Here is a 21,620-nt window from a genome sequence, read left to right as displayed (position 1 = left end):
GTGGCGGATTTAGCTTGTTCGGGCGTTTGCGGATGATGGTCTGATCTATGGTCTAATACCTCAACGATTTTTTGCCGGTTTATATTTAGCAAGTAATGATTTATGACCAATAACGCCGCCCTGCAAACCCTGCATAGCGTGTTCGGCTACGACAGTTTTCGCGGCCAGCAGCAACAGATTATCGAGCAATTGATCGGCGGCCGGGATGTGTTGGTATTGATGCCGACCGGCGGCGGCAAGTCCTTGTGTTATCAGATACCGGCCTTGGTGATGGACGGCGTCGGCATCGTCATTTCGCCGCTGATTGCCTTGATGCAGGATCAGGTCAGCGCCTTGCACCAAGTGGGGGTGCGGGCTGCCTATTTAAATTCGACGCTGGCGTTGGAGCAGGTGCGCGAGATCGAACAGAAGTTGCAAAACGGCGAGTTGGATTTGCTGTACATCGCGCCGGAGCGACTATCCAACGCCAGAACCCAAGCCCTGTTTGCCCGTTGCAAGATTGCTTTGTTCGCGATAGACGAGGCGCATTGTGTGTCGCAATGGGGGCATGATTTTCGTGCCGATTACTTGTTATTGTCGGTGTTGCATGAGCAGTTTCCGCAAGTGCCGCGCATCGCTTTAACCGCCACCGCCGATGAACGCACCCGCCAGGAAATCATTACCCGGCTGGCGCTGGAACAGGCCCAGGTGTTTGTCAGCGGTTTCGACCGGCCGAATATTCGCTATCGGATTATTCAGAAAGACAATGCCAGGCAGCAACTGCTGACATTTATCCGCAGCGAACACCCCGGCGATACCGGTATCGTCTATTGCCTGTCGCGTAAAAAAGTCGAAGAAACCGCGGAATGGTTGAATGACAAAGGCCTGAAAGCCCTGCCGTATCACGCCGGTATGGAGCATCGCGAACGGCAGAAAAATCAGCACCAGTTTTTGATGGAAGACGGCTTGATCATCGTCGCCACCATCGCTTTTGGCATGGGTATCGATAAACCCAACGTGCGCTTCGTGGCGCATCTGGATTTGCCGAAAAGCGTGGAAGCTTATTACCAGGAAACCGGCCGGGCCGGCCGTGATGGTCTGCCGGCCAATGCCTGGATGGCTTACGGCTTACAAGACGTGTTGACCCTGCGGCAAATGCTCAGCACCTCCAATGCCGACGAGGCGCATAAGCGGGTAGAGTTACACAAACTGGATGCGATGCTGGCCTTGTGCGAAATGGTCAGTTGCCGGCGACAGGCGCTGCTGGCTTACTTTGGCGACATACTCGAACAGGGCTGCGGCAATTGCGATACCTGTCTGGAACCGGTGGAAACCTGGGACGGCAGCGTGGCCGCGCAACAGGCCCTGTCGTGTATTTATCGTACCGGCCAGCGTTTCGGCGTGACGTATTTAATCGATGTGCTGCTAGGCAAATCCGACGACCGCATGCGCCAATTCGGCCACGACAAACAATCGACGTTTGGTATCGGCAAAGCGCTGGACGAGAAACAATGGCGCTCGGTGTTTCGGCAATTGGTGGCCAAGTCTTTGGTGGAAATCGACTTTGAAGGCCACGGCAGCCTGAAACTGACCGATGCTTGCCGGCCGGTGTTGCGCGGCGAGCAAACCTTGATGCTGCGCAAGGATGCGCAAATCGCCAAAACCCGGCGCGAAAAAACTGAAAAGCGCCAACCGGGTGGGGCGGCGGACAGTGCCTTGTGGAACGCTTTGCGCGCCAAACGCAAAGAGCTGGCTGATGAGCAGGACGTGCCGCCCTATGTGATTTTTCACGATGCCACTCTGATGGCGATGGTCGATGCCCGGCCGCGCAATCATCAGCAACTGAGCATGTTGTCCGGCATCGGCCAGCGCAAGTTGGAATTGTACGGCGATGAGTTTTTGGCGGTCTTAGCTGAGTTCGACGACGAACCGCCGGTATCGGCGACCGATACCGTTGCGGAAAGTCTGGATTTATTTCGATTGGGTTATAGCGTCGAGCAAGTCGCCAAGCAACGCAGCCTGAGTGAGGACACCATTTACAATCACATGGCCAAAAGTCTGGAGTTGGGGCTGGTGGCGCTGGGCGATGTGTTGAGTTTGTCGCCGGCGGAAGTCAGTGAAATCGAGGCGGTGTTGTTAAGTTTGCCGGAAGAGCAGCGCAACGCCTTGAAGCCGGTTTACGAGCAACTGGGCGGCGCTTATAGCTATGGGGTATTGCGTTGCGTCAGAGCGGCTTTACAGCAGCAACTTGGCTGAATTTGCCGTGGCTGAAACGGTATTCAGTCTTTAGGCAATGGTCCAGCCATTTTTGCAGGAAATAGTTTAAGCGCCATTTGTAATTGCGGATTTCCACCAAGCTGCCGGGGTTTTGATAGACCTTGTCAACCGCCGGCCGGTCGATGTCGCGCAGCACTTCCGCCAATTGCGCATCCAGATAAATCCGAATTTTTACTGCCGGCACGATTTGTTCCGATAGCTGTTGATCGAAGCAATGGCTGAGTTCGATAGTCAAGGTGTAGGGATTACGTTCCAGCACTTCCAGATATAACGCCGGTTTGTTCTGCGTCAGGCCGACGGCGGTTTTATCAAAAGAACGCAGATTCGGAATCAGCCTGAACAGCTTTTGATAGTTGGATTCGCAGATCTTTTCCAGACAAAGCGCCGTGTTGACCGGTTGCACCAAGCTCATCGTCACTCTTCCCGATAGCAGGCATTGGCGCTGGCGGTTTCCCACAACACCACTTGATCGACATTAAAGCCTTGTTGTTTGACGTGTTGGTAGATCATCTTGCTTAGCACTTCGGCGGTGGGATGTTCGTCGATAGCCAAAAACTGCTCGTTGTTGGCGACCAGGGCCGGGATGATAGGGTCGTCTTTATGCAGCAAAAAGTTGTGATCCAGCACCTTGTTTATAAACCCATCCACACAGTCTTTCACGTCGGAAAAATCGCAAACCATACCCTGATCGTTGAGGCTGTCTTGTTTGATGGAGATGCTGGCTTTGACACTGTGGCCGTGCAAGTTGCGGCACTTGCCCGGATGGTTCATCAGGCGGTGGCCGTAGCAAAAATAAACTTCTTTGGTGATGATATACATAGCGTGCTACGTCCTTGTGAGAAACGGGGGCTGTCCTTAATTGCCTTTGATGCTTTTGATCGAGGCGGCTATTTCAAAGCTGCCGTCGCCTTGTTTGACGCTACGCACCACTTCGATGAAGGCCGTCATCGGTGGGGTGATTTGGGTTTTTGGCATGATGCTGACTTCCATGGCCAGACCGATCTCGAATGGCCGTTCGGCAATAAACGATACGCCGGCGCCGCTTAGCGTCGTGCATCTGCCGGTGCTGACCTCGCTGGAATCGGCCAGCTTATAGGTAATGTCACAGTCCACATCCATACGGATGTAATCGCGTTTTTCATCATGATTCAGCATTGGCTTCCCCCGATTCGGATTGGCAGTAGTTGGGTAAAAAATCAGTCGCAGGGAGTTTACTATAAAAAACCGCCGCTCTGGTTAGGAAATAGTGGCTCATATCGCCCGAATCAGCGGATTTTTTGGGTGGGCTGTGACGCAGTTGGCATCCAGGCAAAAGGCAAGTCCGGCGGTTTTATTGCCTGACTATCCCAGGCTATTTGTGTAAAATTCCGCCACTTTTCAATCCAGACAGCGTAGGCAGCAGCATGAGCAAATCCATTGTCCTTACCGGTATCACCACCACCGGCACGCCGCATCTCGGCAATTACGCCGGGGCGATTCGGCCGGCAATCAATGCCAGCAAAGACGAGCACGTCAGACCGTTTTATTTCCTGGCCGATTACCATGCGCTGATCAAATGCAGCGAGCCGGCGCGAGTGAAACAATCCAGTCTGGAAATTGCCGCGACTTGGCTGGCCTTGGGTTTGGACACTTCAAACGCAGTGTTCTATCGCCAATCGGATGTGCCGGAAATCCTGGAGCTGACCTGGATGCTGACTTGCGTTACTGCCAAGGGCTTGATGAACCGCGCCCATGCTTATAAAGCCGCCGTCGCCGAAAATGAAGAAACCGAAGGCAACGATCCGGATAAAGGCATCACCATGGGTTTGTTCAGCTACCCGATCCTGATGGCGGCGGATATTTTGATGTTCAACGCTAACAAGGTGCCGGTGGGCAAGGATCAGATCCAGCACATCGAAATGGCTCGCGACATCGCCAGCCGCTTTAATCATATCTACGGCGAACATTTTGTTTTGCCGGAAGCGGTGCTGGACGACAATGCGGCTACCTTGCTGGGCCTGGATGGCCGCAAGATGAGTAAAAGCTACAACAACACCATCCCCTTGTTCGAGCCGGAAAAGAAACTGCGCAAGCTGATCAACAAAATCAAAACCAATTCCCTGGAACCCGGCGAACCGAAAGACCCAGAAGGCTGCACGCTGTTTGGTATCTACCAGGCATTTGCGAATCAGCACGAGTTGGATGCCGTCCGTCAGCGTTACGCGGAAGGCATCGGTTGGGGCGAGATGAAGCAGGTGTTGTTTGAGAAAATCAACGACGAAATCGCCCCGGCCCGCGAGCGCTATGAAGCCTTAATGGAAGCACCGGAACATATCGAGCAACAATTGCAGGAAGGCGCCGAGAAAGCCCGCGCGATCACTAGGCCGTTTATCAACACCTTGCGGGAAGCGGTGGGGATCTCCAAATTGGCGATGTAAGGGGAGAAAGTCTGTAGAGACGCAAAATCTTGCGTCTCTAGTTCACTCCCAATAGGGCTGGTCTATAGCCCTATCGACTGATACTTGCTCAAGGATGATCGTACCCAATGTCCATCGTCGCGATCTACGTTATCAAGCTACTGTTGTTGCCGCCAACCTCTTTGGCAATGCTGGCGCTGGCCGGCTTGCTGTTGGGCAAGCGTAAAAGGGGAAAGAACATGGCGATAGTCTGTCTGGCACTGTTGTGGTTACTGAGTTTGCCGATTGTCGTTAAGCAATGGGCCTTACTGTGGGAGCGGATTCCGCCGCTCTCTAGCCAAGCCGCTCAGCAATTCAAACCGCAGGCCTTGGTGGTGATAGGCGGTGGCATTGAATACTCGGCGCCGGAATATCCAGAGCAAGTCACTTTACATGTCAGAACCTTGCTGCGCGTGCGCTATGCCGCCAAGTTGGCCGGGGAGTTGGGTTTGCCGATTCTGGCTTCCGGGGGCGGCACGCTGGAACCGGACGATATTCCCGAAGCGGAGTTGATGGCACAAACCCTGGATAATGAGTTTAAAACTCCCGTGGCCTGGCAGGAACCTCGCAGCAGCAATACCGCCGAAAATGCCCGCTTCAGCCGCGAGGTATTAAAGCAGTTCGGCATCAATAAAATCGTCCTGGTTACCCAGGCCTACCATATGCCGCGCGCTGCTTTGGAATTTCGCAAAGCTGGTTTCGAGGTGTTGCCTGCTCCGACGGCGTTTATCGGCCACGCGGGCGAAACCCGTTTATTGGATTGGTTGCCATCACCAAGCTCTTGGGCCAACAGTTTTTTGCTGGCGCACGAAATGATCGGTATGTGGTGGTATCGGATTCGGTACTGATTTAACTGCCGGCTGGGTCTGGCCTGTTCATCAACGGCGCGGCCGCCGGGCAATTGGCTATAATGGCCGGCAGCTTTCTTATTTGATGCCATCATGCCCAAATCGTCCACCAAGGAAGGTCTCCGCCGCGCGGCGGATGCTCCGCCATTACCTGCCAATCCCTGGCGTTTTATTCTATTTTGCCTAAAACCGTTTCGTTGGCTGTTGCTGTTGATGCTGATACTGGAAACCGGTCAGGCCGCCGGCAGCATTCTGGTGCCGTATGCGATTAAAGCCTTGATGGATGCGGTCGCCAATCAGCCTATCCCCGTTGGCGATTGGCTGGAGACTTTCAAACAACCCTTGCTGCTACTCGCCGGTCTGAATCTGGCCGAAATTATATTCAGCCGCAGCAGCGGCGCGGTTCTGATCATCATGGGTCCGCGCTTGCGGCAGGGCACAGCGCGGTCTTTGTTTGCCTATTTGCAAAATCACGCGCCGCGCTACTTTGGCAATCATTTCGCCGGCGCGCTGGCGCATCGCATCAGCGAAACCGCGATGAGCGTCAATCACACCACTTGGTCCATCATCTGCGATTTCTGGCCGATAGCGGTGACATTCACGGTGTCGGTGACGCTATTGCTGGGGGTGCATCAAGGCCTGGGTTTGTTCGTCGCCGCCTGGGTGTTGATGTATGTGCTGATCTCGTATTGGCTGGCGACCCGCTGCCAACCTTACGCGCAAGATTTTGCCGCAACCCGCAGCATGGTCAACGGCAAGATCGTCGATGCTGTCACTAATATTCTAAACGCCAAGCTATTCGCCCGCTTGCAGCACGAACGCGAGTATCTGGATAGCTTTCTGGACACCGAACTAAAAAGCGCCCGCCGCACTTTTTGGTATATGGAGCGGGTACGCTGGTTTCAATTTACCGCCGCTGCCATCCTGAAAATCGGCACCATCGGCTATGCCTTGCAACTGTGGCAAGCCGGGGAAATCAGTGTCGGCGCCTTTGCCATGAGCACCGGCTTGGCAATCTTGGTAATCGGCGATGCCCGCAATTTGAGCCGGCGCTTCCTGGAGTTTTTCGAATACGTCGGCAACGTCGCCAACGGCGTGGACACCATCATCCAAAGCCACGAAATCATCGACGTGCCGGACGCCAAACCCTTGCAAATCAACCAAGGTCGCATCGAATTTAAAGACGTCTGCTTTAGTTACGAACTGGGGCGGCAGGTTTTCGACCATCTGAATGTAGTGATAGAGCCTGGGCAGCGGGTGGGCTTGGTCGGCTTCTCCGGTTCCGGCAAATCCACCTTTGTGAACCTGATTCTGCGCAATTTCGAGCCGCAAGCCGGTCAGATTCTGGTGGATGGCCAAGATATTTTACTGGCGACCCAGGATTCCTTGCATGCGCAAATCAGTCTGATTCCGCAAGATCCCAGCCTGTTTCATCGCAGCCTGAAGGAAAACATCGGCTATGGCAAACTGGACGTCGACGACGCGCAAATCGCCTTCGCCGCCAAACTGGCGCATGCCGAAGAATTTATCGCGGCGATGCCGGAAGGCTACGAATCTCTGGTCGGTGAGCGCGGCGTCAAACTGTCCGGCGGTCAACGCCAACGCATCGCCATCGCCCGGGTGATGTTGAAAGACGCCCCCATCCTGATCCTGGACGAAGCTACCTCCAGCCTGGACTCGGTCACCGAAAAAACCATTCAGGAAAACCTGGACCGCGTCATGGGCCGCAAAACCGTCATCGCCATCGCCCACCGTCTCTCCACCATCGCCCATCTGGACCGGGTGTTGGTATTTGATCAAGGCCGGATAGTCGAGGATGGCAGTCATCAGGAATTGTTGGACAAGCAGGGCTTTTATTACCGGCTGTGGACCATGCAGGCGGGTGGGTTTTTGCCGGATGAGGTGGTTTAGTCGATTGAAATTGGAAATCAAAAGTAGGGTGGGCAATGCTGTTCTGCCCACCGGTTCATCGGCGTAAGTTTAATTCCGCGCGGGCAAAAATGCATGCTCACACTAAAAGGTGTTAACTCCTAGAAGCTGAGTGTTAGGGATGATATAGTTTTTCGCTAAGCTTATGGGTGTCGTATTTTTCATCGCTACTTGGGTGGGGGTGTATTTACTTTTTAATCAAAAATCAATCACTTAAGCGAAAACAACTGGAGTTATACGACAAATGCGTGGGATTATTGGACACCTGATTTCGTATACATTACGTTATGCATCTCGACCTGAGGGTCCTAAGGACCGTATGAAATGAAAGGCAAGACAGTTCCTATTGCGGCGCGGATCCGCTGGTTCGGAAATCAGTCGGGTAAGGTTCTTTCAAGGTTTATCAAAAGTATCTGGGGGCCATCAGTGGCGTTATTGGGGGTAGCGCTAATCTGGCTGTATGTGGCAAATGACATTCCCCTACCAACCGAGCAGACCGTCGAAAAGTATGGTGTCTATGGTGATAGTTTTGGAAGAATCACATCGCTCTTCACGGCCCTAGGTTTTGGCGGCTTAGTCATCACTTTGTTGCTGCAGCAGCGACAGATTCGCGCACAGGAAGAGGATGCCAAGCAAAATCGTCAGAATGACGAAAAGGGTCGTTATGAAGAAATATTGTTCAGGCTTTTAGATATTTATCGCCAGACGCTTTCGGACGTTCGAGTGGGCGACGCATCGGGGCGCAACGTGCTGAGAATGGCCTTGGACAGAGTGGACTCTGCTGTCGTGGAAGAGGGAGTGAACGGTCTGCCGCGTGACATTAAAGGCAGGTGGGACAGTGGCTCGCTTACAGAGAACGATAGGGAACGCATCGACTATCTGCAATTCCGAAATTTCAAGATTGTGGCAACTGAAATTCACCCTCAGGCCCGTCTGGTAGATACTTTTGAAGTTTTACTTGAACATATGCTTCGCGGAGCGCCGGATCACTTGCTTATCGACGCATATAGAGAACTGGTGTTCGCCCAAATCACGTTCCTCGAATGTCGTTACTTCTTTTTGGTGGCGCTCTCTCATCCGAGCAGGGCCCGGCTTAGGGACCTCTTGGGCAAAACTGGATTCTTTAGTCGAATTTCGCGCTCTCAAATCCATCAGCTTCACCGCGATATGTATAAAGAATATTGGGGGCAAATGCTGGAACAACGTGAATTGCCAGCGAGCGTTCCGATGTCGGCCGGACGCATCAAGCGTGCGTTACGGGCACATAAAGCGAGTAGCCTCGATGGAATCGAGGTTTCGAAAGCCAATATCCTTCAATTGCCGATATGTGTATGGTGGTCGGTAAGCCGACGCCCTCGATTCCGCTGACGCTGCATCGAGGCTACAATGGCCGGACTTCAATCGACGTTAGGAATGGAGATGGTGGCGTATCGGCGCAATTTTTGACTGGCTCCCAAGCTCTGGCTTGGGAGCCTTGGTCTCGGAAGCTATTGCTTCCAGTCGAGTCGGGAAGCGGAGCTTCCGAGATAGAGTTCCCAAGCAGGAGCTTGGGAACCAGGCAATCGAAATTCTCCAGCCGAAGCAAGCCTCGATGGAATCGAGGTTTCACAGGCCAGTTCCTTTCAATTGCCGATGTTGATTTGGTGCTTGGAAAGCCGACGCCCTCGATTCCGCTGACGCTGCATCGAAGCTACAATGGCTTGACTTCAATCGACTTAAGGAATAGAGATAGTGGCGTATATGTCCGGCGTGGTTGGTTGTCTTTAAACTGGGCTGGCGAGAGTTTTGCGGATCGGAGTTTCGGTGAACCCTAGGCGTGCGGATGGGCGACTCGGCAGGCCGCCCGGATGCAGTTTCTTCCCAGTGCCTGTCTATGTAGTAGTTCAGATCGAAAACCGTATATCATCTGCATGTACAGATAGTTGGACAAACAAAAAACCTGATTCCTTATTTCGCCTATGTCGATACGTCTAGCAACTCCCACCGATGCCAGTGCAATTGGTCAAATTCGCGTGGATGCTTGGCGAGCCGCTTATCAGCCCTTCATGCCGCTGGAATATTTGGAGTCTTTAGATCCTTCAGCAAACCTGGATTCGCTAGCGGAACGGCTAAGTAAGCCAACAAAGGAATTCATGGTGTTCGTCGCCGAGGACAAAGGCAATACGCTTGGATTTTCAATTATCGGCGCACCGCGTTATTTGACACAGGAACTGACTGTTGAACTTTGGGCGCTTAATGTATCGCCTGCTTATTGGCGTCAGGGATTTGGGAGAAAGCTAGTGGATCATTCGGTTGCGGAATCATCCTGTTTAGGTTTTTCCCGCATCGAACTTTGGTGCATCCAAGGCAATTCTCCAGCCGAAGCTACGTATGCTGGTTGCGGTTTTACACGTACCGACATAAAACGCACATCTTCCGCGTTGACTGGACATCCATTAAACGAAGTTCTTTTCTCAAAGATGCTTTAAGATCGTGTGTAAGCGGTGCGGTTTGTTTACTCACCGCACCATATACGCCCTTAAGCTGGGTAAATCTTTGTCGTCGGGTTATGCCTCAGCCGGCGCACTCAAACCCTTAATAATATCCAACACCGCCTGCGCATGCCCCTCATGGTTAACGCCATACATGGCTTCGATCAGCTTGCCGTCTTTGCCGATGATGAAGGTCGAACGGACGATTTTCCATTTTTTCACGCCTTCTTTTTCCACTTCCTGCCAAACGCCGTAAGCCTCGCAGAGGTCGCCGGAGGTGTCAGCTAGCAGTTGTACGTTCAGGCCGTACTTGGCGATAAAGTCGCGGTGGCTTTGGCAATCGTCTTTGCTGACGCCGATGATCACGGTATCTTGGGCATCGAATTCGCCGGCCAGCGCGGTGAAGTCGTTGGCTTCGATGGTGCAACCGGGGGTGTCGTCTTTGGGGTAGAAGTACAACACGACAATTTTTTCGTCTTTGTAATCGGAAAGATAGATCAATTTGTTGTCTTGATTGGCAGATCTAAAAAAAGGCGCTTCTTGGTTTTTTTCTAATTGTGACATGCGGTTCTCCTCTTGATTTCGACCGGATAAGCTCCGGTGCTTGGGCTGTCGGCGGCGTTTTGCGGCGCCAGGTTTTCACGACGCTGGGTCGTTGAAACTGCGAGACTCATTTGCGTAAAAGCCGAATGCGACGATTATGTACCAACTGTTTAGCCGGCTTCTACCACAAAAGCGGTGGGATAAAGGTGAGTCGATGGGGGCTCAATATGTTGGACGGTTCCGTAAAAAACCTAATCCTGTCGTTCCCGCGAATGCGGGAATCCAGAACAATCAAAAGACTGGATCCCCGCATTCGCGAGGATGACGGGTGTTCTAGGGGCTCTTGAGCGAATGCCTTGATGGGGAGAGGACACTGGCTTTACTCTCAAGCCCATTGTTCGTCCACTTGCCCATCATGTCCGCAAAATACTGCACGGGTCAGGCCGCAAAATATCCCGTGTTCGACAATGCCCGGAATTGCATTCAACTGATCGTTCAGGGTTTTGCCGTCCAGAGTCGATTCGAAGGCCACGTCCAGCACCAGACTGCCGTGCGAGGTAACCACCAGCCCGTCTTGATTGGCCGTTTGCCGCAACGAGCCACGGCCGCCAATCGCTGCAACACTGCGCTGCACCAGTTGCCAGGCAAATGGGCTGACTTCGACGGGAATAGGGAACTTCTCGCCGATGCGATTGACCTTCTTGCTGGCATCGATTAATACCAGAAACTGATCAGCAGCCTTGGCCAGCAGTTTTTCCCGGACCAGATCGTAACCGCGGCCTTTCAGCACAGTCAGGTCGGGAGTCACTTCGTCTGCGCCATCGACATATAAATCCAGGCCGTCGATATGTTCCATACCCAGTAAGGGTAATCCTAGTTGTTTGGCTTTGTTGGCGCTGACTACCGAACTGGAAACTACCTTGAATTTCAAGCCTTCCTGGCTTCGTCGACGCGCCAAGGCTTCGATAAAGAAATTGGCGGTGGAGCCGGTACCCAGCCCCACTATCATGCCCGGTTTGACGTGTTGTACCGCGTGTTCCGCGACCCGTTGTTTGTCGTTCATGATCCGATCCTATTGAGTTAATTAGAAATCTGTCGTGTTGATTATTCAGCGAATCACAAAACTCTACAAATCGCCGCGAAATTGCTCCCTCTCCTGATGGAGAGGGTTGGGGAGAGGAGAATTAAATCAGCAAAATGTCTTGTTTAATCCTCTAACCCTAGTCCTCTAAGCAACTGCTCCAAGCAATGCACTGCCTCCTGCATCCATGCAGTCGTCCAGCAGGAGAGGGTGCGTTGTGCTTCTCGCTGAATAATTACGTTTACTCTTCCAATTTGAGAACCCGAGCTTCCAGCGCTTTAAATTTTTGCATCAGTTCCGGCAATTTGGCCAGCGCTGCCAACTCCTTCCAAGCCACTTTGCGGTCTTTGGCCGGGCTACCGAATACTTGGGCGCCTGGGTCAATGTCGCCGGAGATGCCGCTGCGGGCCATTACTACCGCCCGTGCACCGATTTTGACGTGGTCGGCTACGCCGGTGCTGCCGGCCAGGATGGCGCCGTCTTCAATGACGCAGGAGCCGGAGATACCGGATTGACCGCAGATGATGACGTTGCGGCCGACGATGTTGTTATGCCCCAATTGCACCAGGTTGTCGATCTTGCTGCCCCAACCAATCTTGGTCGCGCCCAGTGCGCCGCGGTCGATGCAGGTATTGGCGCCGATCTCGACGTTATCGTCGATTTCCACATGGCCGACATGCGGCACTTTAACGTGCTGGTTGTCTCGGAATTTATAACCAAAGCCGTCGGCACCGATGACAGCACCGGCGTGGATAATCACATTGTTACCGATGATGCTGTGGTCATAGATGACGGCATTGGGGTGAATATGGCAGTGTTTGCCTATCATCACATGATTGCCGATACGGGCGCCGGCTTCGATGGTGCTGCTGTCGCCGATGCTGCTTTGTTGACCAACCGTGGCGAACGGGCCAACGTGTACGTCATAACCCAGTGTGGAGGTGTCGGCCAAAACCGCATGTTCGGACACCTGGCGTTTAAACACCGGTTCCGGATGTAGCAACTTAACCGCATTTAAAAAGCTGATCTCCGGGTCTTTACAGACTAGCAAGGTCAGGTTTTCCGGGATTTCGCCGTCTACCAGTTGCTCGGCGATAAAACAGGCCGAAGCCTTGGAGTCTTTTAGATATTTTTTGTATTTACCGTCGCTGAGGACGGTGACTTGATGGGGAAGGGCGGACATGATGTCCGCCGCAGAATTAATAAAGGTTGTCGAGTCGCCGCCCTGGGCGGTGGCGTCGCAACGCTGGGCAAGGTCCGTAATGAGCATGTCCTATCCTATTTCCAAATGCCAATAATATGAGTGAAGTCGTCGGTCCACGGTTGCAAACCAAACGTCAGCGGCAGTTTCTGCCAGTGCCCGAGCCGGCTTTGCTGCAAGCGTTGCAGGCGCTCGGGCTGTTTTGCGATCACCACCCAGTCGGTGGCGATGACTAGAGGGACATCGGTTTCCGGTTTAAATTCCTGCAACAAGGCCGCCAGATGCAATTGATTGACATGGTCGGCCATGACTTTTTTCAAGGCCAGATGGCGGTTGGTGATATGAAAAGCCAGTAAACCGTTGTCTTTCAGCTTGTTAAAGTATAGCTGCAAAGCCTCGCGCGTCAGCAGATGCGTGGGTACTGCGTCGGAGCTGAAGGCGTCCATAATCAATAAATCGAAGCTGCCATCGGCTTCCTTCAGCAGCGATTGCCGGGCGTCGCCGACGATCATTTCCGCCTGCTTGTTGCAGCGGCTTAGATAGGTAAACCAGGCCGGGTTTTGCGCCACTTCCACTACCAGCGGGTCGATTTCATAGAATTTCCAAAGCTGGCCTTCCTTGTTATAGCAGGCCAGTGCGCCGGCGCCCAAACCCACCGCGCCGATGTGCCAATGCTGATTTTCCTTGTCAAATTCGGCAAACAGCTGGCCGATGGGGCCGGGGCGGCTGTAATAGGTTAACGGCGTGGTGACGTTGGCGGCGGTCAAGCGTTGCGCACCGTGTTTGGTGGTGCCGTGATATAACTCGCGGACGGTTTCCGGCCGTTGGTTTTCATCGGGGATGACGGTGTCGCGCACCGACATCACGCCAAAAAAGCTGCGCTCCTGGTAAATGGTGTTGGAGGCCATACTGTGCAAGCCCAGCGTGAACAACAAAATCACCCCGGTCAACGCGCCCAAACCGATGGGGCTATGCCGTAGCGAATAACTCACGCCGGCCAACAGAATCAGCGCGCCGCCGATTAAGTCCAAGTAATCGAACAGCTGCTCGGTAGTGAAATAAATCGTCAGGCCGATGATTAATAACAACACCGGAAAAATCGGCTGCAAAAACCATTTGCCGTCGAAAAAGCCGGGACGCAGCAGCAAGGCGGCGACGATCATGATGGGATATTCGTATACCGCATTAAAGATAAACGGCGCGACGAAGGTATTGAACAAACCGCCCAGCATGCCGGCAAACGACATCACCAGATAAAAGCGAGTCAGATATTGCGGATGTGGGCGGCTTTTAGCCAGTTCGCCGTGGCAGACCATCACCGCTAGGAAGAAGGCCAGCAGATGCAAAATCAAATCCAGCCAATAGGGCAAGGTGGCCGGGTTGATGAAGGAATAAGCGATGAATACCGTCAATACTGCCGGTTGTGCAGCCAGCATCCAAGGCCGGATGCGCTCGGCCCAGGTGCTGAACACCAGGATGAAGGTCAGCAAATACAAGGTCAGTGGCACGATCCACAGCAAGGGTACGGCGGCGATATCGGTGCTAATGAACTGCGTCAAGCCCAGCAACAAGCTGGACGGTACGAAAGCCAGCGCCAGCCAGCGCAGTTGTTGCAGCGTCGACGGCGGTTCGATGCCGGCGTCAGTTAAAACGTCCTCGTCTTCCTTATCTGCTTGGCTGCGCCAGAAGCTGACGGCGCAAACGACAATCAACGCGCACAAGCCAATATAGCCGCCGCTCCAGATCAGTTTTTGATTGGCCAAACCCAGGTTAGGCTCGATTAGGAACGGATAGCTCAACAAAGCCAGCAAACTGCCGGCGTTGCTGGCGGCATATAAATAGTAAGGATCGTCGCTACTATGATGACCGCTATGCGAAAACCATTTTTGCAGCAGCGGCGCGGTGGTGGAGACCACGAAAAAGGGCAGGCCGATTGCCAGGAATAAAGTCCACACCAGCCACAAAGTCGGGTCGCCGTCGGTCGGCGGTGCGGAATTAGGCGGCAGCGCTACCGGCAGGGCAATCACGCTGAAAACCAGCAAGGCGGTATGAATCTGAATCTGCCTTTGGCTACCCAGCCGCGAACTCAACCAATGCGCATACAAGTAGCCTAGAAACAGCAGCGTTTGGTAAAACACCATGCAGGTATTCCACACCGCCGGTGTGCCGCCCAACAGCGGCAGCAACAGCTTGCCGAACATCGGCTGCAACACGAACATCAGCGTGGCGCTGATAAACAGGGTGGCGGCGAATAAAATAACGGGAGAAATCAAAGCTTTGGCGGTGGGTTGCGGAGTGTTATTCATTGTAATTATGCGAGTTCCGTACGTGTCCTGGCCCAATGATAAAGCATTTGGCTTTTAAAGTGGTTTTGGATGAGGGTGTGCGGGTGCGGTATCTGGCATTAGACGGGCTGGTGCGTCGGAGAGATTAGCGCTTTTTCTGTCAAATCGGAAAGCGATGTCTATGCTTTTATTTCAGCGTTTTAGATGCGATGTGGTTATCGATCCTTATGTTTCTGAGCGACTGTATTTTTTTGACTCATTTGTTCGGTCTAAATTGTCATATAACATTGGAAGCTGAAAGATAGTCAATAACTATAAAACCGTTTATTAAGATTTATGGAAGACTAAAAATGACCTTGGAATTTAAAATTCAGGCTTGGCCAATTGTTCTGAATGCCCTAAAAACGGCTTGGATAACTAAGAAAGTATTCTTCAATGTAATTACGCTACCGACTTTAATTTTATTAGTTTATTCTGCATTAATATTTAATTACGCTAAAAATATTGGATTTCCATTGGCTTTGTTATTTATGGGCATACTTGGTATCGGTTTGTCCTGGCTTGCAATAATATGTCATCGTCTGGTTCTTGTAAGTGATTTTAAGGTATATAACAACATTGACTTCAGAATGGGTGTGCGATCGGCTAAGTTTTTAGGGATGCTTTTTCAGGTATTTATAGTCGTGAGTCTTGTCGAAGCAATTGTTTTTATGAGTACGTTGTTTATGTTTAACAGGAACTTGCCCTCGATTGGCCTGGAGGATGTAAAGTTTTGGATAAAACTATTTTCTCATGTTTTAGGCGGATATATAACTGCAAGGCTAAGCTTGGTGTTTCCCGCTATCGCAATCGACAAAAAAGTGAGTTTAAAATGGTCTTGGGTTATTACCCGCGGTAATGGTTTTAACATGTTTGCCATAGTCTGTTTGTTTCCGCTATTTTTTAATTTTATTATTACAATGCTTTGGCGTGAAAACGCTACTGACATTGAAAATGCCGTGTTATCAATTGCAATGTTTTTTGTTACGGCCATTGAGGTTATCGCTCTTTCACTTGCTTTCAAGGAATTTGAGAGCTTTTATAGTCAGTAGGATGCGGTAAATAATGTGCACCGCATCGTTCGCGATTGGTGCGGTTAGTAAATTCATCATGCCCTCCGTACCATTTCATTGATTTAAAAGCCATGAACGAAACAACCCTTGTCCTTTGCAAGAAACCAATTATTGGCCTAGCGATGTGGCTTATGTCTATGTGCGTGACAAATCAGGCCCTTAAGGACGCTTTTATTGATATATCCAAGAAGGGGGCTGTCCTCGACCAGAACATCGACGTACCCATGGACGAAAGATATTCCCTAATGCTTCTGTTTAGGTCCACTGAAAAATATGATCTGTCCAATCCCCATAGATCTTTTTTTTCATATTTTTGTGCCTATCCCCAAGAGCAAGTTGAACCGTGGAGAAGAACAAGTCAGAAATTGGCACTGACAGTTGACATCGCAACTATCGATGGGCAATCCATTAGCCACACCGTTTTTGAACCTCTTTGCGAGAGTAATCCTGGTAACGAGAACAATGTTGCTCTTGGCTACATTCAAATGAAGGCAGGTAAGTATAAAATGCAAATAACCAACAATTTCCGCGCTTCTGTTACAGGAGATGGGAAGGTGCAAATTATCCTCCGAGGTGCTGGCGCGGGTTACCCATAATTCCTACACCAGATGAAATCGGGCAAAATCAGCAGCCTCAAAAGCAATCGATCTGAAAAAACATGACTACCAACCCCATCCAAACCATCGCCCAACAAAGTCGCGCTGCATCTCGCCAACTAGCATCAGCCTCCGAATCGACGCGCAATCTGGCGTTGGCGAAAATGGCCGAGGCGCTGGAGTCGGTCAGGCAGCAGGTGTTGGAAGTCAACGCCCGGGAAATCGTCAAGGCCCGTGACGAAGGGCAGTCTGATGCGATGGTCAAGCGGCTGACGATAGACGACAAAACCTTTAATTACATGTTGTCGCGCCTGAAAAAAGTGGCGCAGTTGCCGGACCCGCTGAATCGGATACTGACCGGCCACACCAATCCGGCCGGGCTGCGGGTTTATAAAAAATCGGTGCCGCTCGGCGTGATCGGCATCATTTACGAGTCGCGCCCCAACGTCACCACCGATGCCGCCGGAGTGTGCATCAAAAGCGGTAACGCGGTGATCTTGCGCGGCGGTTCGGAAGCGTTGCAAACCAATACGATACTCACCGATGCGATGATTGCCGGCGCCGTCGCCGCTGGTCTGCCGGAACATGCAATCCAAATCATCCGCACACCCGGCCACGAAGCGGTCGGCGAGCTGTTGAAAATGGACGAGTACATCGACGTGTTAATCCCGCGTGGCGGTAAAGGCTTGATCAAGCGCATCGCCGAAGGCACGCGGATTCCGGTCATCAAGCATTACGACGGCATTTGTCATTTGTATCTTGCTGCCGATGCCGACCCGGAACAAGCCGTTGCCTTGGCCGTGAATTCCAAATGCCAAAGTGTGCAAGTCTGTAACGCACTGGAAACCTTGCTGGTGGACTGCGCATGCGCCGCACAGCTATTGCCACTACTGCAAACCGCATTTGCTGAAAACCATATCGAATTGCGCGGCTGCGAACAAACCCAAAAACTGTTACCCGATGTAGCCCCAGCGACAGAGGAAGATTGGCATAGCGAATACCTGGCGCCCATTCTGTCGGTGAAGGTCGTGGACGGCATTCAACAAGCCATAGACCATATCAACCACTACGGTTCCGGCCACACCGACGGCATTGTCACGCAAAGCCTGAGCCTGGCCCGGCAGTTTGAAGAACAGGTGGATTCGGCGTCGGTGATGATTAACGCTTCGACCCGTTTGTCGGGCGGCGGTGACTACGGTTTGGGCTCGGTGGTGGGTATCAGCACCGACAAACTCCATGTGCGCGGCCCGGTCGGACCGGATGAGCTCACCACCTACAAGTGGGTGGCGTATGGGGATGGGCATTTGCGTGGCTAGGGTGCAAAAGCGGGAGCCCCAATCGCAAGCTCAATACGCCGGTGCTTACTGCTTTTCGTAATATTCGTTGTCTGGCAATAAATACAGGCTTTTGGAGATGGATATTGCCTATTTCTATCCCTTTTATTAACCCGGCCCTATTCATCACTGGTATTCCGTTCCGGCTGAGCACGTCGAAGCCCCGGCTGGTGTGCCATTCGATAAACTCAGTACCCGCAAGGGCATATAGGCGGACGGTATTTAAGGGCCGGGTTAATAATGCCGTGTGTTTAAGGTGCGACGGGTTCCGGCGTTGTTAGTCTGTTATCTACTCTACTGATACTGTGCTGACGCTCAATAGACTCGGTTAAGTTATAGCCGTTGTCGTTAAATAGATCGCCGATAAAAAACAAGCGCATATCGATAATCCAGCCTATTTTTCTTTGTTTATTGTTTTCGACAATAATAGTCGCCAGCTTTTGGTTGTTATCAATAACCTGCGTCACAATTGTCTTTGGATAATCAGGATCTTCTTTTAAAGCCCCGGATACTATGCGCTGAGCTGATTCTATGGATAGTATCTGGGTGGTATTAGGTGTTGCGGTGTTTTTATCGTTTATTAACGATTGCGCTTTAAAATAACCAATATCATAAGCCAGTTTAGAAATCAGGCTAATGACAATAGCCACGCCCCAAACGGACAGGCCAATTTTTAATCGTCTTCTAACGCGAGGATGAGATAGTCTTTGCAGAAAAACTCTAAATTTCATTTTTATTTTGGTTATATGGCTTTATTTGCCACTGTTGATATTAAGGGTTGGTAATTTTGGCAAGAAATCAATCAGAAAATACGGCACCGATCAATTCGATGCATTCTGACGGCTTCTGGCCGGACAAGTTCAAGAGATTGACTACTAAAACAAGCCGGATAGCAAAGCGTTTTGTGCAAGCAGCAGTGTGAACGGCCAGCATGACAATTGCTATCTCCGGATGAAATAGTTTAGCAACATGTACATTCAGGTAATACCGATTAGCTTAATTTGGCGGCCATTTGGTAGCGAGCGGCTGTCAAAAATCCCTAATGTCTTAAGTTTTTTCCTAATCCAAAGTACCGTGCTGCTTGCCGTATTTTAAGTGACGCCTCTCGGAATATTTTGATTTTTCAAAAGCTTATAAGCGTGTGGCACCGCCGGTCTGTTGCGGCTTTTAGCGTTGTTTCGGTCTTTGCGACTGCTGCACACGCTGAATTGCGCCCGGTAATTTAGTTTGCAAATCGGCCAATGGCAGGAGACGGCACCAAAATATTTTAGTGTATTTTCGGAAGATTTTAGATGCCTGCGTGGCCGTGGAATAGGCTTTTGCGTTGAGGCAGGCGGAAGCCCCCTGGGTAATTTTCAAGTCCAATCAAGATAGTGAGCTATGAAAATTCGCCGTTGTCGCGTCTGGAAATCTTGCTTACTGGTTTCTCTGAGTAGCCGTTTTTAAACCGGTGGCGATTGTTGTTACAGAACATGCCATGGTCGAGTCTTGACATTATTTTATCGCATGGAACTCTTTATGCCGTATTGCGAATCTTAATCTAACTCAGGGTAAAAAATCATGAAAATTAATAAAAATATACTAATTGTTTTGGTTGCTCTGTTTCTCGGCGGTTGTGGAGATCAGTGGTGGTGTGGTGATGACGGTTGTAATGCAGCTTCTTCAAAATCAATGGTTAGATCAACAGAATGAAATCAGAATAGTTGGTTTTTATTTTTTGCCGATGCAACTAATTTTATTCTAATAGTTGTTGCTCATTACCAGAGTGCAATGGCAAATATAAAACCCAAAATATTTTTTTTAAAAAATTATTTGTAAGGAATAATTCTGCCAACAACCGGCTGATCAGGCTTTAACGTGATACTAAAGGCTTCTTTAGCGGTAATATTGGTTTCAAAGCTAAATTCTCTGATAAAGCTGGCGATGATCAACAACATTTCCAGCTCAGCAAAATGTTTGCCTATGCAATTATGCACACCGCCGCCGAACGGAAAAAAGGAAAATTTGTGCCGTTCCGGCGCCGCGGTTTCCAGGAATCTATCCGGATTAAACTGTTCCGGTGTCTGCCACAGCCGGGGGTGATGGTGAGTGGTGTGCATGCTCAACAACACCGTAGTGCTTTTTGGAATGCTATAGCCGCTTAGTTCAATGTCCTGCACGGTTTGCGTCGACAGTGCCGACGTCGGTGGATAAAGGCGCAAGGTTTCGTTTAACGCGGCCTTGGTATAGCGCAGTTGGCTCAGGTGGGACGCGCATAGCGGCTCTTCGGGTAACTGGCGGATTTCCGCGGCAATCTTGGTGCGCACATCGGCATGCTTGCCGGTTAAATAAAAAAACCACAACAAGGTGTTGATCGTGGTTTCCTGGCCGGCAAAGAACAGATTAACGGCTTCGTCTTGCAGTAGTTCGTCAGGCATTGTGTAGCCGGTACTTCTGTCGCTAGACTGAATCAACAGCGATATCAGGTCTTGCCCCGGATTGTGCTGTTTTTCCGCAATTTCTTCGCGGATAAAGGCTTTCAGATAATCGACCGCGGCATGATAGCGCTTGGATTTCAACGGAATAAAGCGTTTCAAGCGGCTGCCAAAGATAATTTCGCTACCCAACTGTACCGGTAACTCCCGGCAGATTACTTCGATAACCTTGATCAGCTCCGCGCTATTGCTAATGCTGTCTACCGATTTGCCGAGCAGGGTGCGGATAAAAATTCGCTGAATCAGATTTTTCATCGCCAAGGTCAAATTGACTTGGCCACCGGCCGCGTTTTTCAAGTTGCCCGCCACGGCGGCGGCTTCCTCGATCATAATCGCCTCGTAATGCTTAACCGCCTCTTTGGTAAACAAGGGCTGCATCAAACGGCGCTGCTTGCTCCACACTTCGTTCTGGCTGTTAACCAAACCGTTGCCGAACAGTACCTGTTTGGCGTCGTAAAGAAAGTCCCGGTTCAACAAGCCTTTGCCTTCCAGGTTAAAGATTTGTTCGATGTGTTCAGGGTTACAGACGAACAATATTTTTCTGCCGAAAAGTCGTCCCAGCACCAGATCCCCGTACTGATTGTGGATCCAGGCCAAGGTCGCCAACGGCCGCCAGATCAACTGCATCATCGGTAGAATTACCGAATGTTCCGGTAACGAGGTTTTTTGGGGTTGGGTTTGCGATGTCACGTGTGCCATTGTGTTGAAGCCGTCAATTATCGGGGATTGTAATTGTTCAACGCGAATTACCACAAACCCATCGTTGCTGGCCAAAGCCTTTCGCGGCGAACTGGTCCCGCAAGACCCCAACGACGAACCAGCCAGCGAATTGTTGGCGCGTATTGCCGCCGGCAAAACGGCGGAGCAAGCTAAAACACGTGCCGGTAAAAGGTAGGTCAAACCTTTTTGAAGTGGCGGCGGTAGTCTTCTGCGTGGGTCTAAGATCCAGACCTTGTAGGGCTTGAATGCCTCTGCCCGACGGCATTGCCGAAATTAACGAAAACGCCGTTATTTTGTCGTGCCACCCCGCTTCTTTAACGTATCGCCGGAGTTGA

20 protein-coding genes are annotated in these 21,620 nt (G+C 51.3%); 11 read left to right on the top strand and 9 right to left on the bottom strand.

Annotated elements, in window-relative coordinates; translation table 11 throughout:
* The first annotated feature begins 102 nt into the window (after window positions 1-102).
* Window positions 103-2,235 (top strand): DNA helicase RecQ, encoded by a 2,133-nt coding sequence (gene recQ / locus ACR64Q_RS16025; RefSeq protein ID WP_313732435.1) that lies wholly within the window; start codon window positions 103-105, stop codon window positions 2,233-2,235.
* On the opposite strand, the gene ACR64Q_RS16020 is transcribed toward recQ, so the two are convergent.
* The 3 genes from ACR64Q_RS16020 to ACR64Q_RS16010 are packed head-to-tail and all read right to left on the bottom strand — an operon-like array spanning window position 2,204 to window position 3,411.
* Window positions 2,204-2,668 (bottom strand): DUF1249 domain-containing protein, encoded by a 465-nt coding sequence (locus tag ACR64Q_RS16020; RefSeq protein ID WP_020484958.1) that lies wholly within the window; start codon window positions 2,666-2,668, stop codon window positions 2,204-2,206. The genes recQ and ACR64Q_RS16020 overlap by 32 nt on opposite strands.
* A 2-nt stretch (window positions 2,669-2,670) precedes the next feature.
* The gene (locus tag ACR64Q_RS16015; protein ID WP_313732434.1) at window positions 2,671-3,075 is read right to left on the bottom strand and encodes a 6-pyruvoyl trahydropterin synthase family protein; all 405 of its coding nucleotides are present in this window, start codon (window positions 3,073-3,075) and stop codon (window positions 2,671-2,673) included.
* A 36-nt stretch (window positions 3,076-3,111) separates the two neighbouring features.
* Window positions 3,112-3,411 carry a PilZ domain-containing protein gene (locus tag ACR64Q_RS16010; RefSeq protein WP_020484960.1) on the bottom strand — a complete coding sequence of 100 codons (300 nt, stop codon included), beginning with the start codon at window positions 3,409-3,411 and terminating at the stop codon, window positions 3,112-3,114.
* A gap of 248 nt (window positions 3,412-3,659) precedes the next feature.
* On the opposite strand from ACR64Q_RS16010, the gene ACR64Q_RS16005 reads away from it, so the two are divergent.
* The 5 genes from ACR64Q_RS16005 (at window position 3,660) to ACR64Q_RS15985 (ending at window position 9,936) form a co-directional block, all read left to right on the top strand.
* Entirely contained in the window at window positions 3,660-4,673 is a 1,014-nt protein-coding gene (locus tag ACR64Q_RS16005; RefSeq protein WP_313732433.1) for a tryptophan--tRNA ligase, read from the top strand.
* Window positions 4,674-4,780: 107 nt separating this feature from the next.
* Window positions 4,781-5,539, top strand: a complete 759-nt coding sequence (locus ACR64Q_RS16000) for a YdcF family protein (protein ID WP_313732432.1) — start codon at window positions 4,781-4,783, stop codon at window positions 5,537-5,539.
* Between the two features lie 93 nt (window positions 5,540-5,632).
* Window positions 5,633-7,450 (top strand): ABC transporter ATP-binding protein, encoded by a 1,818-nt coding sequence (locus ACR64Q_RS15995; RefSeq protein WP_313732431.1) that lies wholly within the window; start codon window positions 5,633-5,635, stop codon window positions 7,448-7,450.
* Between the two features lie 342 nt (window positions 7,451-7,792).
* Window positions 7,793-8,836: a hypothetical protein gene (locus ACR64Q_RS15990; RefSeq protein WP_313732430.1), complete on the top strand. Its 1,044-nt coding sequence runs from the start codon at window positions 7,793-7,795 to the stop codon at window positions 8,834-8,836.
* Window positions 8,837-9,426: 590 nt separating this feature from the next.
* Entirely contained in the window at window positions 9,427-9,936 is a 510-nt protein-coding gene (locus ACR64Q_RS15985; protein WP_026601985.1) for a GNAT family N-acetyltransferase, read from the top strand.
* 78 nt (window positions 9,937-10,014) lie between these two features.
* Here ACR64Q_RS15985 and ACR64Q_RS15980 read toward each other — a convergent pair whose 3' ends face one another.
* From ACR64Q_RS15980 to ACR64Q_RS15965, 4 genes are all read right to left on the bottom strand, one after another.
* The gene (locus tag ACR64Q_RS15980) at window positions 10,015-10,503 is read right to left on the bottom strand and encodes a peroxiredoxin (protein WP_026601984.1); all 489 of its coding nucleotides are present in this window, start codon (window positions 10,501-10,503) and stop codon (window positions 10,015-10,017) included.
* A 364-nt stretch (window positions 10,504-10,867) separates the two neighbouring features.
* Entirely contained in the window at window positions 10,868-11,545 is a 678-nt protein-coding gene (rpiA, locus tag ACR64Q_RS15975) for a ribose-5-phosphate isomerase RpiA (RefSeq protein WP_026601983.1), read from the bottom strand.
* Between the two features lie 259 nt (window positions 11,546-11,804).
* Window positions 11,805-12,833: a UDP-3-O-(3-hydroxymyristoyl)glucosamine N-acyltransferase gene (gene lpxD / locus ACR64Q_RS15970; protein ID WP_026601982.1), complete on the bottom strand. Its 1,029-nt coding sequence runs from the start codon at window positions 12,831-12,833 to the stop codon at window positions 11,805-11,807.
* 8 nt (window positions 12,834-12,841) lie between these two features.
* Complete coding sequence (locus ACR64Q_RS15965) at window positions 12,842-15,070, bottom strand: fused MFS/spermidine synthase (RefSeq protein ID WP_313732429.1); 2,229 nt, start codon at window positions 15,068-15,070, stop codon at window positions 12,842-12,844.
* A 329-nt stretch (window positions 15,071-15,399) separates the two neighbouring features.
* Here ACR64Q_RS15965 and ACR64Q_RS15960 point away from each other — a divergent pair, with 329 nt between their 5' ends.
* From ACR64Q_RS15960 to ACR64Q_RS15950, 3 genes are all read left to right on the top strand, one after another.
* Window positions 15,400-16,140 (top strand): hypothetical protein, encoded by a 741-nt coding sequence (locus tag ACR64Q_RS15960; protein WP_313732428.1) that lies wholly within the window; start codon window positions 15,400-15,402, stop codon window positions 16,138-16,140.
* A gap of 92 nt (window positions 16,141-16,232) precedes the next feature.
* The gene (locus ACR64Q_RS15955; RefSeq protein ID WP_026601979.1) at window positions 16,233-16,757 is read left to right on the top strand and encodes a hypothetical protein; all 525 of its coding nucleotides are present in this window, start codon (window positions 16,233-16,235) and stop codon (window positions 16,755-16,757) included.
* Between the two features lie 62 nt (window positions 16,758-16,819).
* Window positions 16,820-18,073 carry a glutamate-5-semialdehyde dehydrogenase gene (locus tag ACR64Q_RS15950; protein ID WP_313732427.1) on the top strand — a complete coding sequence of 418 codons (1,254 nt, stop codon included), beginning with the start codon at window positions 16,820-16,822 and terminating at the stop codon, window positions 18,071-18,073.
* Window positions 18,074-18,342: 269 nt separating this feature from the next.
* Here ACR64Q_RS15950 and ACR64Q_RS15945 read toward each other — a convergent pair whose 3' ends face one another.
* Window positions 18,343-18,822, bottom strand: a complete 480-nt coding sequence (locus ACR64Q_RS15945) for a hypothetical protein (protein ID WP_036275815.1) — start codon at window positions 18,820-18,822, stop codon at window positions 18,343-18,345.
* Between the two features lie 829 nt (window positions 18,823-19,651).
* On the opposite strand from ACR64Q_RS15945, the gene ACR64Q_RS15940 reads away from it, so the two are divergent.
* Complete coding sequence (locus ACR64Q_RS15940; protein WP_269319474.1) at window positions 19,652-19,783, top strand: hypothetical protein; 132 nt, start codon at window positions 19,652-19,654, stop codon at window positions 19,781-19,783.
* A 116-nt stretch (window positions 19,784-19,899) separates the two neighbouring features.
* Here the strand turns inward: ACR64Q_RS15940 and ACR64Q_RS15935 are convergent, their stop codons facing one another.
* Window positions 19,900-21,264 carry a cytochrome P450 gene (locus ACR64Q_RS15935; RefSeq protein ID WP_313732426.1) on the bottom strand — a complete coding sequence of 455 codons (1,365 nt, stop codon included), beginning with the start codon at window positions 21,262-21,264 and terminating at the stop codon, window positions 19,900-19,902.
* Between the two features lie 64 nt (window positions 21,265-21,328).
* Here ACR64Q_RS15935 and ACR64Q_RS15930 point away from each other — a divergent pair, with 64 nt between their 5' ends.
* Window positions 21,329-21,460: a hypothetical protein gene (locus ACR64Q_RS15930; RefSeq protein ID WP_269319473.1), complete on the top strand. Its 132-nt coding sequence runs from the start codon at window positions 21,329-21,331 to the stop codon at window positions 21,458-21,460.
* Window positions 21,461-21,620 lie beyond the last annotated feature (160 nt).

The organism is Methylomonas sp. 2F7, from assembly GCF_057126975.1.
The sequence above is the reverse complement of the archived record's forward strand: the minus strand, read 5'-3'. Positions and strand labels throughout refer to the sequence as shown.

Excerpts from the sequence above, each read along its gene's own strand:
- ACR64Q_RS15945 (WP_036275815.1), bottom strand. The coding sequence starts at position 18,822 with ATGAAATTTAGAGTTTTTCTGCAAAGACTATCTCATCCTCGCGTTAGA.
- ACR64Q_RS15980 (WP_026601984.1), bottom strand. The coding sequence starts at position 10,503 with ATGTCACAATTAGAAAAAAACCAAGAAGCGCCTTTTTTTAGATCTGCC.
- ACR64Q_RS15965 (WP_313732429.1), bottom strand. The coding sequence starts at position 15,070 with ATGAATAACACTCCGCAACCCACCGCCAAAGCTTTGATTTCTCCCGTT.
- rpiA (WP_026601983.1), bottom strand. The coding sequence starts at position 11,545 with ATGAACGACAAACAACGGGTCGCGGAACACGCGGTACAACACGTCAAA.
- recQ (WP_313732435.1), top strand. The coding sequence starts at position 103 with ATGACCAATAACGCCGCCCTGCAAACCCTGCATAGCGTGTTCGGCTAC.
- lpxD (WP_026601982.1), bottom strand. The coding sequence starts at position 12,833 with ATGCTCATTACGGACCTTGCCCAGCGTTGCGACGCCACCGCCCAGGGC.
- ACR64Q_RS16015 (WP_313732434.1), bottom strand. The coding sequence starts at position 3,075 with ATGTATATCATCACCAAAGAAGTTTATTTTTGCTACGGCCACCGCCTG.
- ACR64Q_RS15955 (WP_026601979.1), top strand. The coding sequence starts at position 16,233 with ATGAACGAAACAACCCTTGTCCTTTGCAAGAAACCAATTATTGGCCTA.
- ACR64Q_RS16000 (WP_313732432.1), top strand. The coding sequence starts at position 4,781 with ATGTCCATCGTCGCGATCTACGTTATCAAGCTACTGTTGTTGCCGCCA.
- ACR64Q_RS16010 (WP_020484960.1), bottom strand. The coding sequence starts at position 3,411 with ATGCTGAATCATGATGAAAAACGCGATTACATCCGTATGGATGTGGAC.
- ACR64Q_RS15960 (WP_313732428.1), top strand. The coding sequence starts at position 15,400 with ATGACCTTGGAATTTAAAATTCAGGCTTGGCCAATTGTTCTGAATGCC.
- ACR64Q_RS15990 (WP_313732430.1), top strand. The coding sequence starts at position 7,793 with ATGAAAGGCAAGACAGTTCCTATTGCGGCGCGGATCCGCTGGTTCGGA.
- ACR64Q_RS15995 (WP_313732431.1), top strand. The coding sequence starts at position 5,633 with ATGCCCAAATCGTCCACCAAGGAAGGTCTCCGCCGCGCGGCGGATGCT.
- ACR64Q_RS15950 (WP_313732427.1), top strand. The coding sequence starts at position 16,820 with ATGACTACCAACCCCATCCAAACCATCGCCCAACAAAGTCGCGCTGCA.
- ACR64Q_RS16020 (WP_020484958.1), bottom strand. The coding sequence starts at position 2,668 with ATGAGCTTGGTGCAACCGGTCAACACGGCGCTTTGTCTGGAAAAGATC.
- ACR64Q_RS16005 (WP_313732433.1), top strand. The coding sequence starts at position 3,660 with ATGAGCAAATCCATTGTCCTTACCGGTATCACCACCACCGGCACGCCG.
- ACR64Q_RS15940 (WP_269319474.1), top strand. The coding sequence starts at position 19,652 with ATGAAAATTAATAAAAATATACTAATTGTTTTGGTTGCTCTGTTTCTC.
- ACR64Q_RS15985 (WP_026601985.1), top strand. The coding sequence starts at position 9,427 with ATGTCGATACGTCTAGCAACTCCCACCGATGCCAGTGCAATTGGTCAA.
- ACR64Q_RS15935 (WP_313732426.1), bottom strand. The coding sequence starts at position 21,264 with ATGGCACACGTGACATCGCAAACCCAACCCCAAAAAACCTCGTTACCG.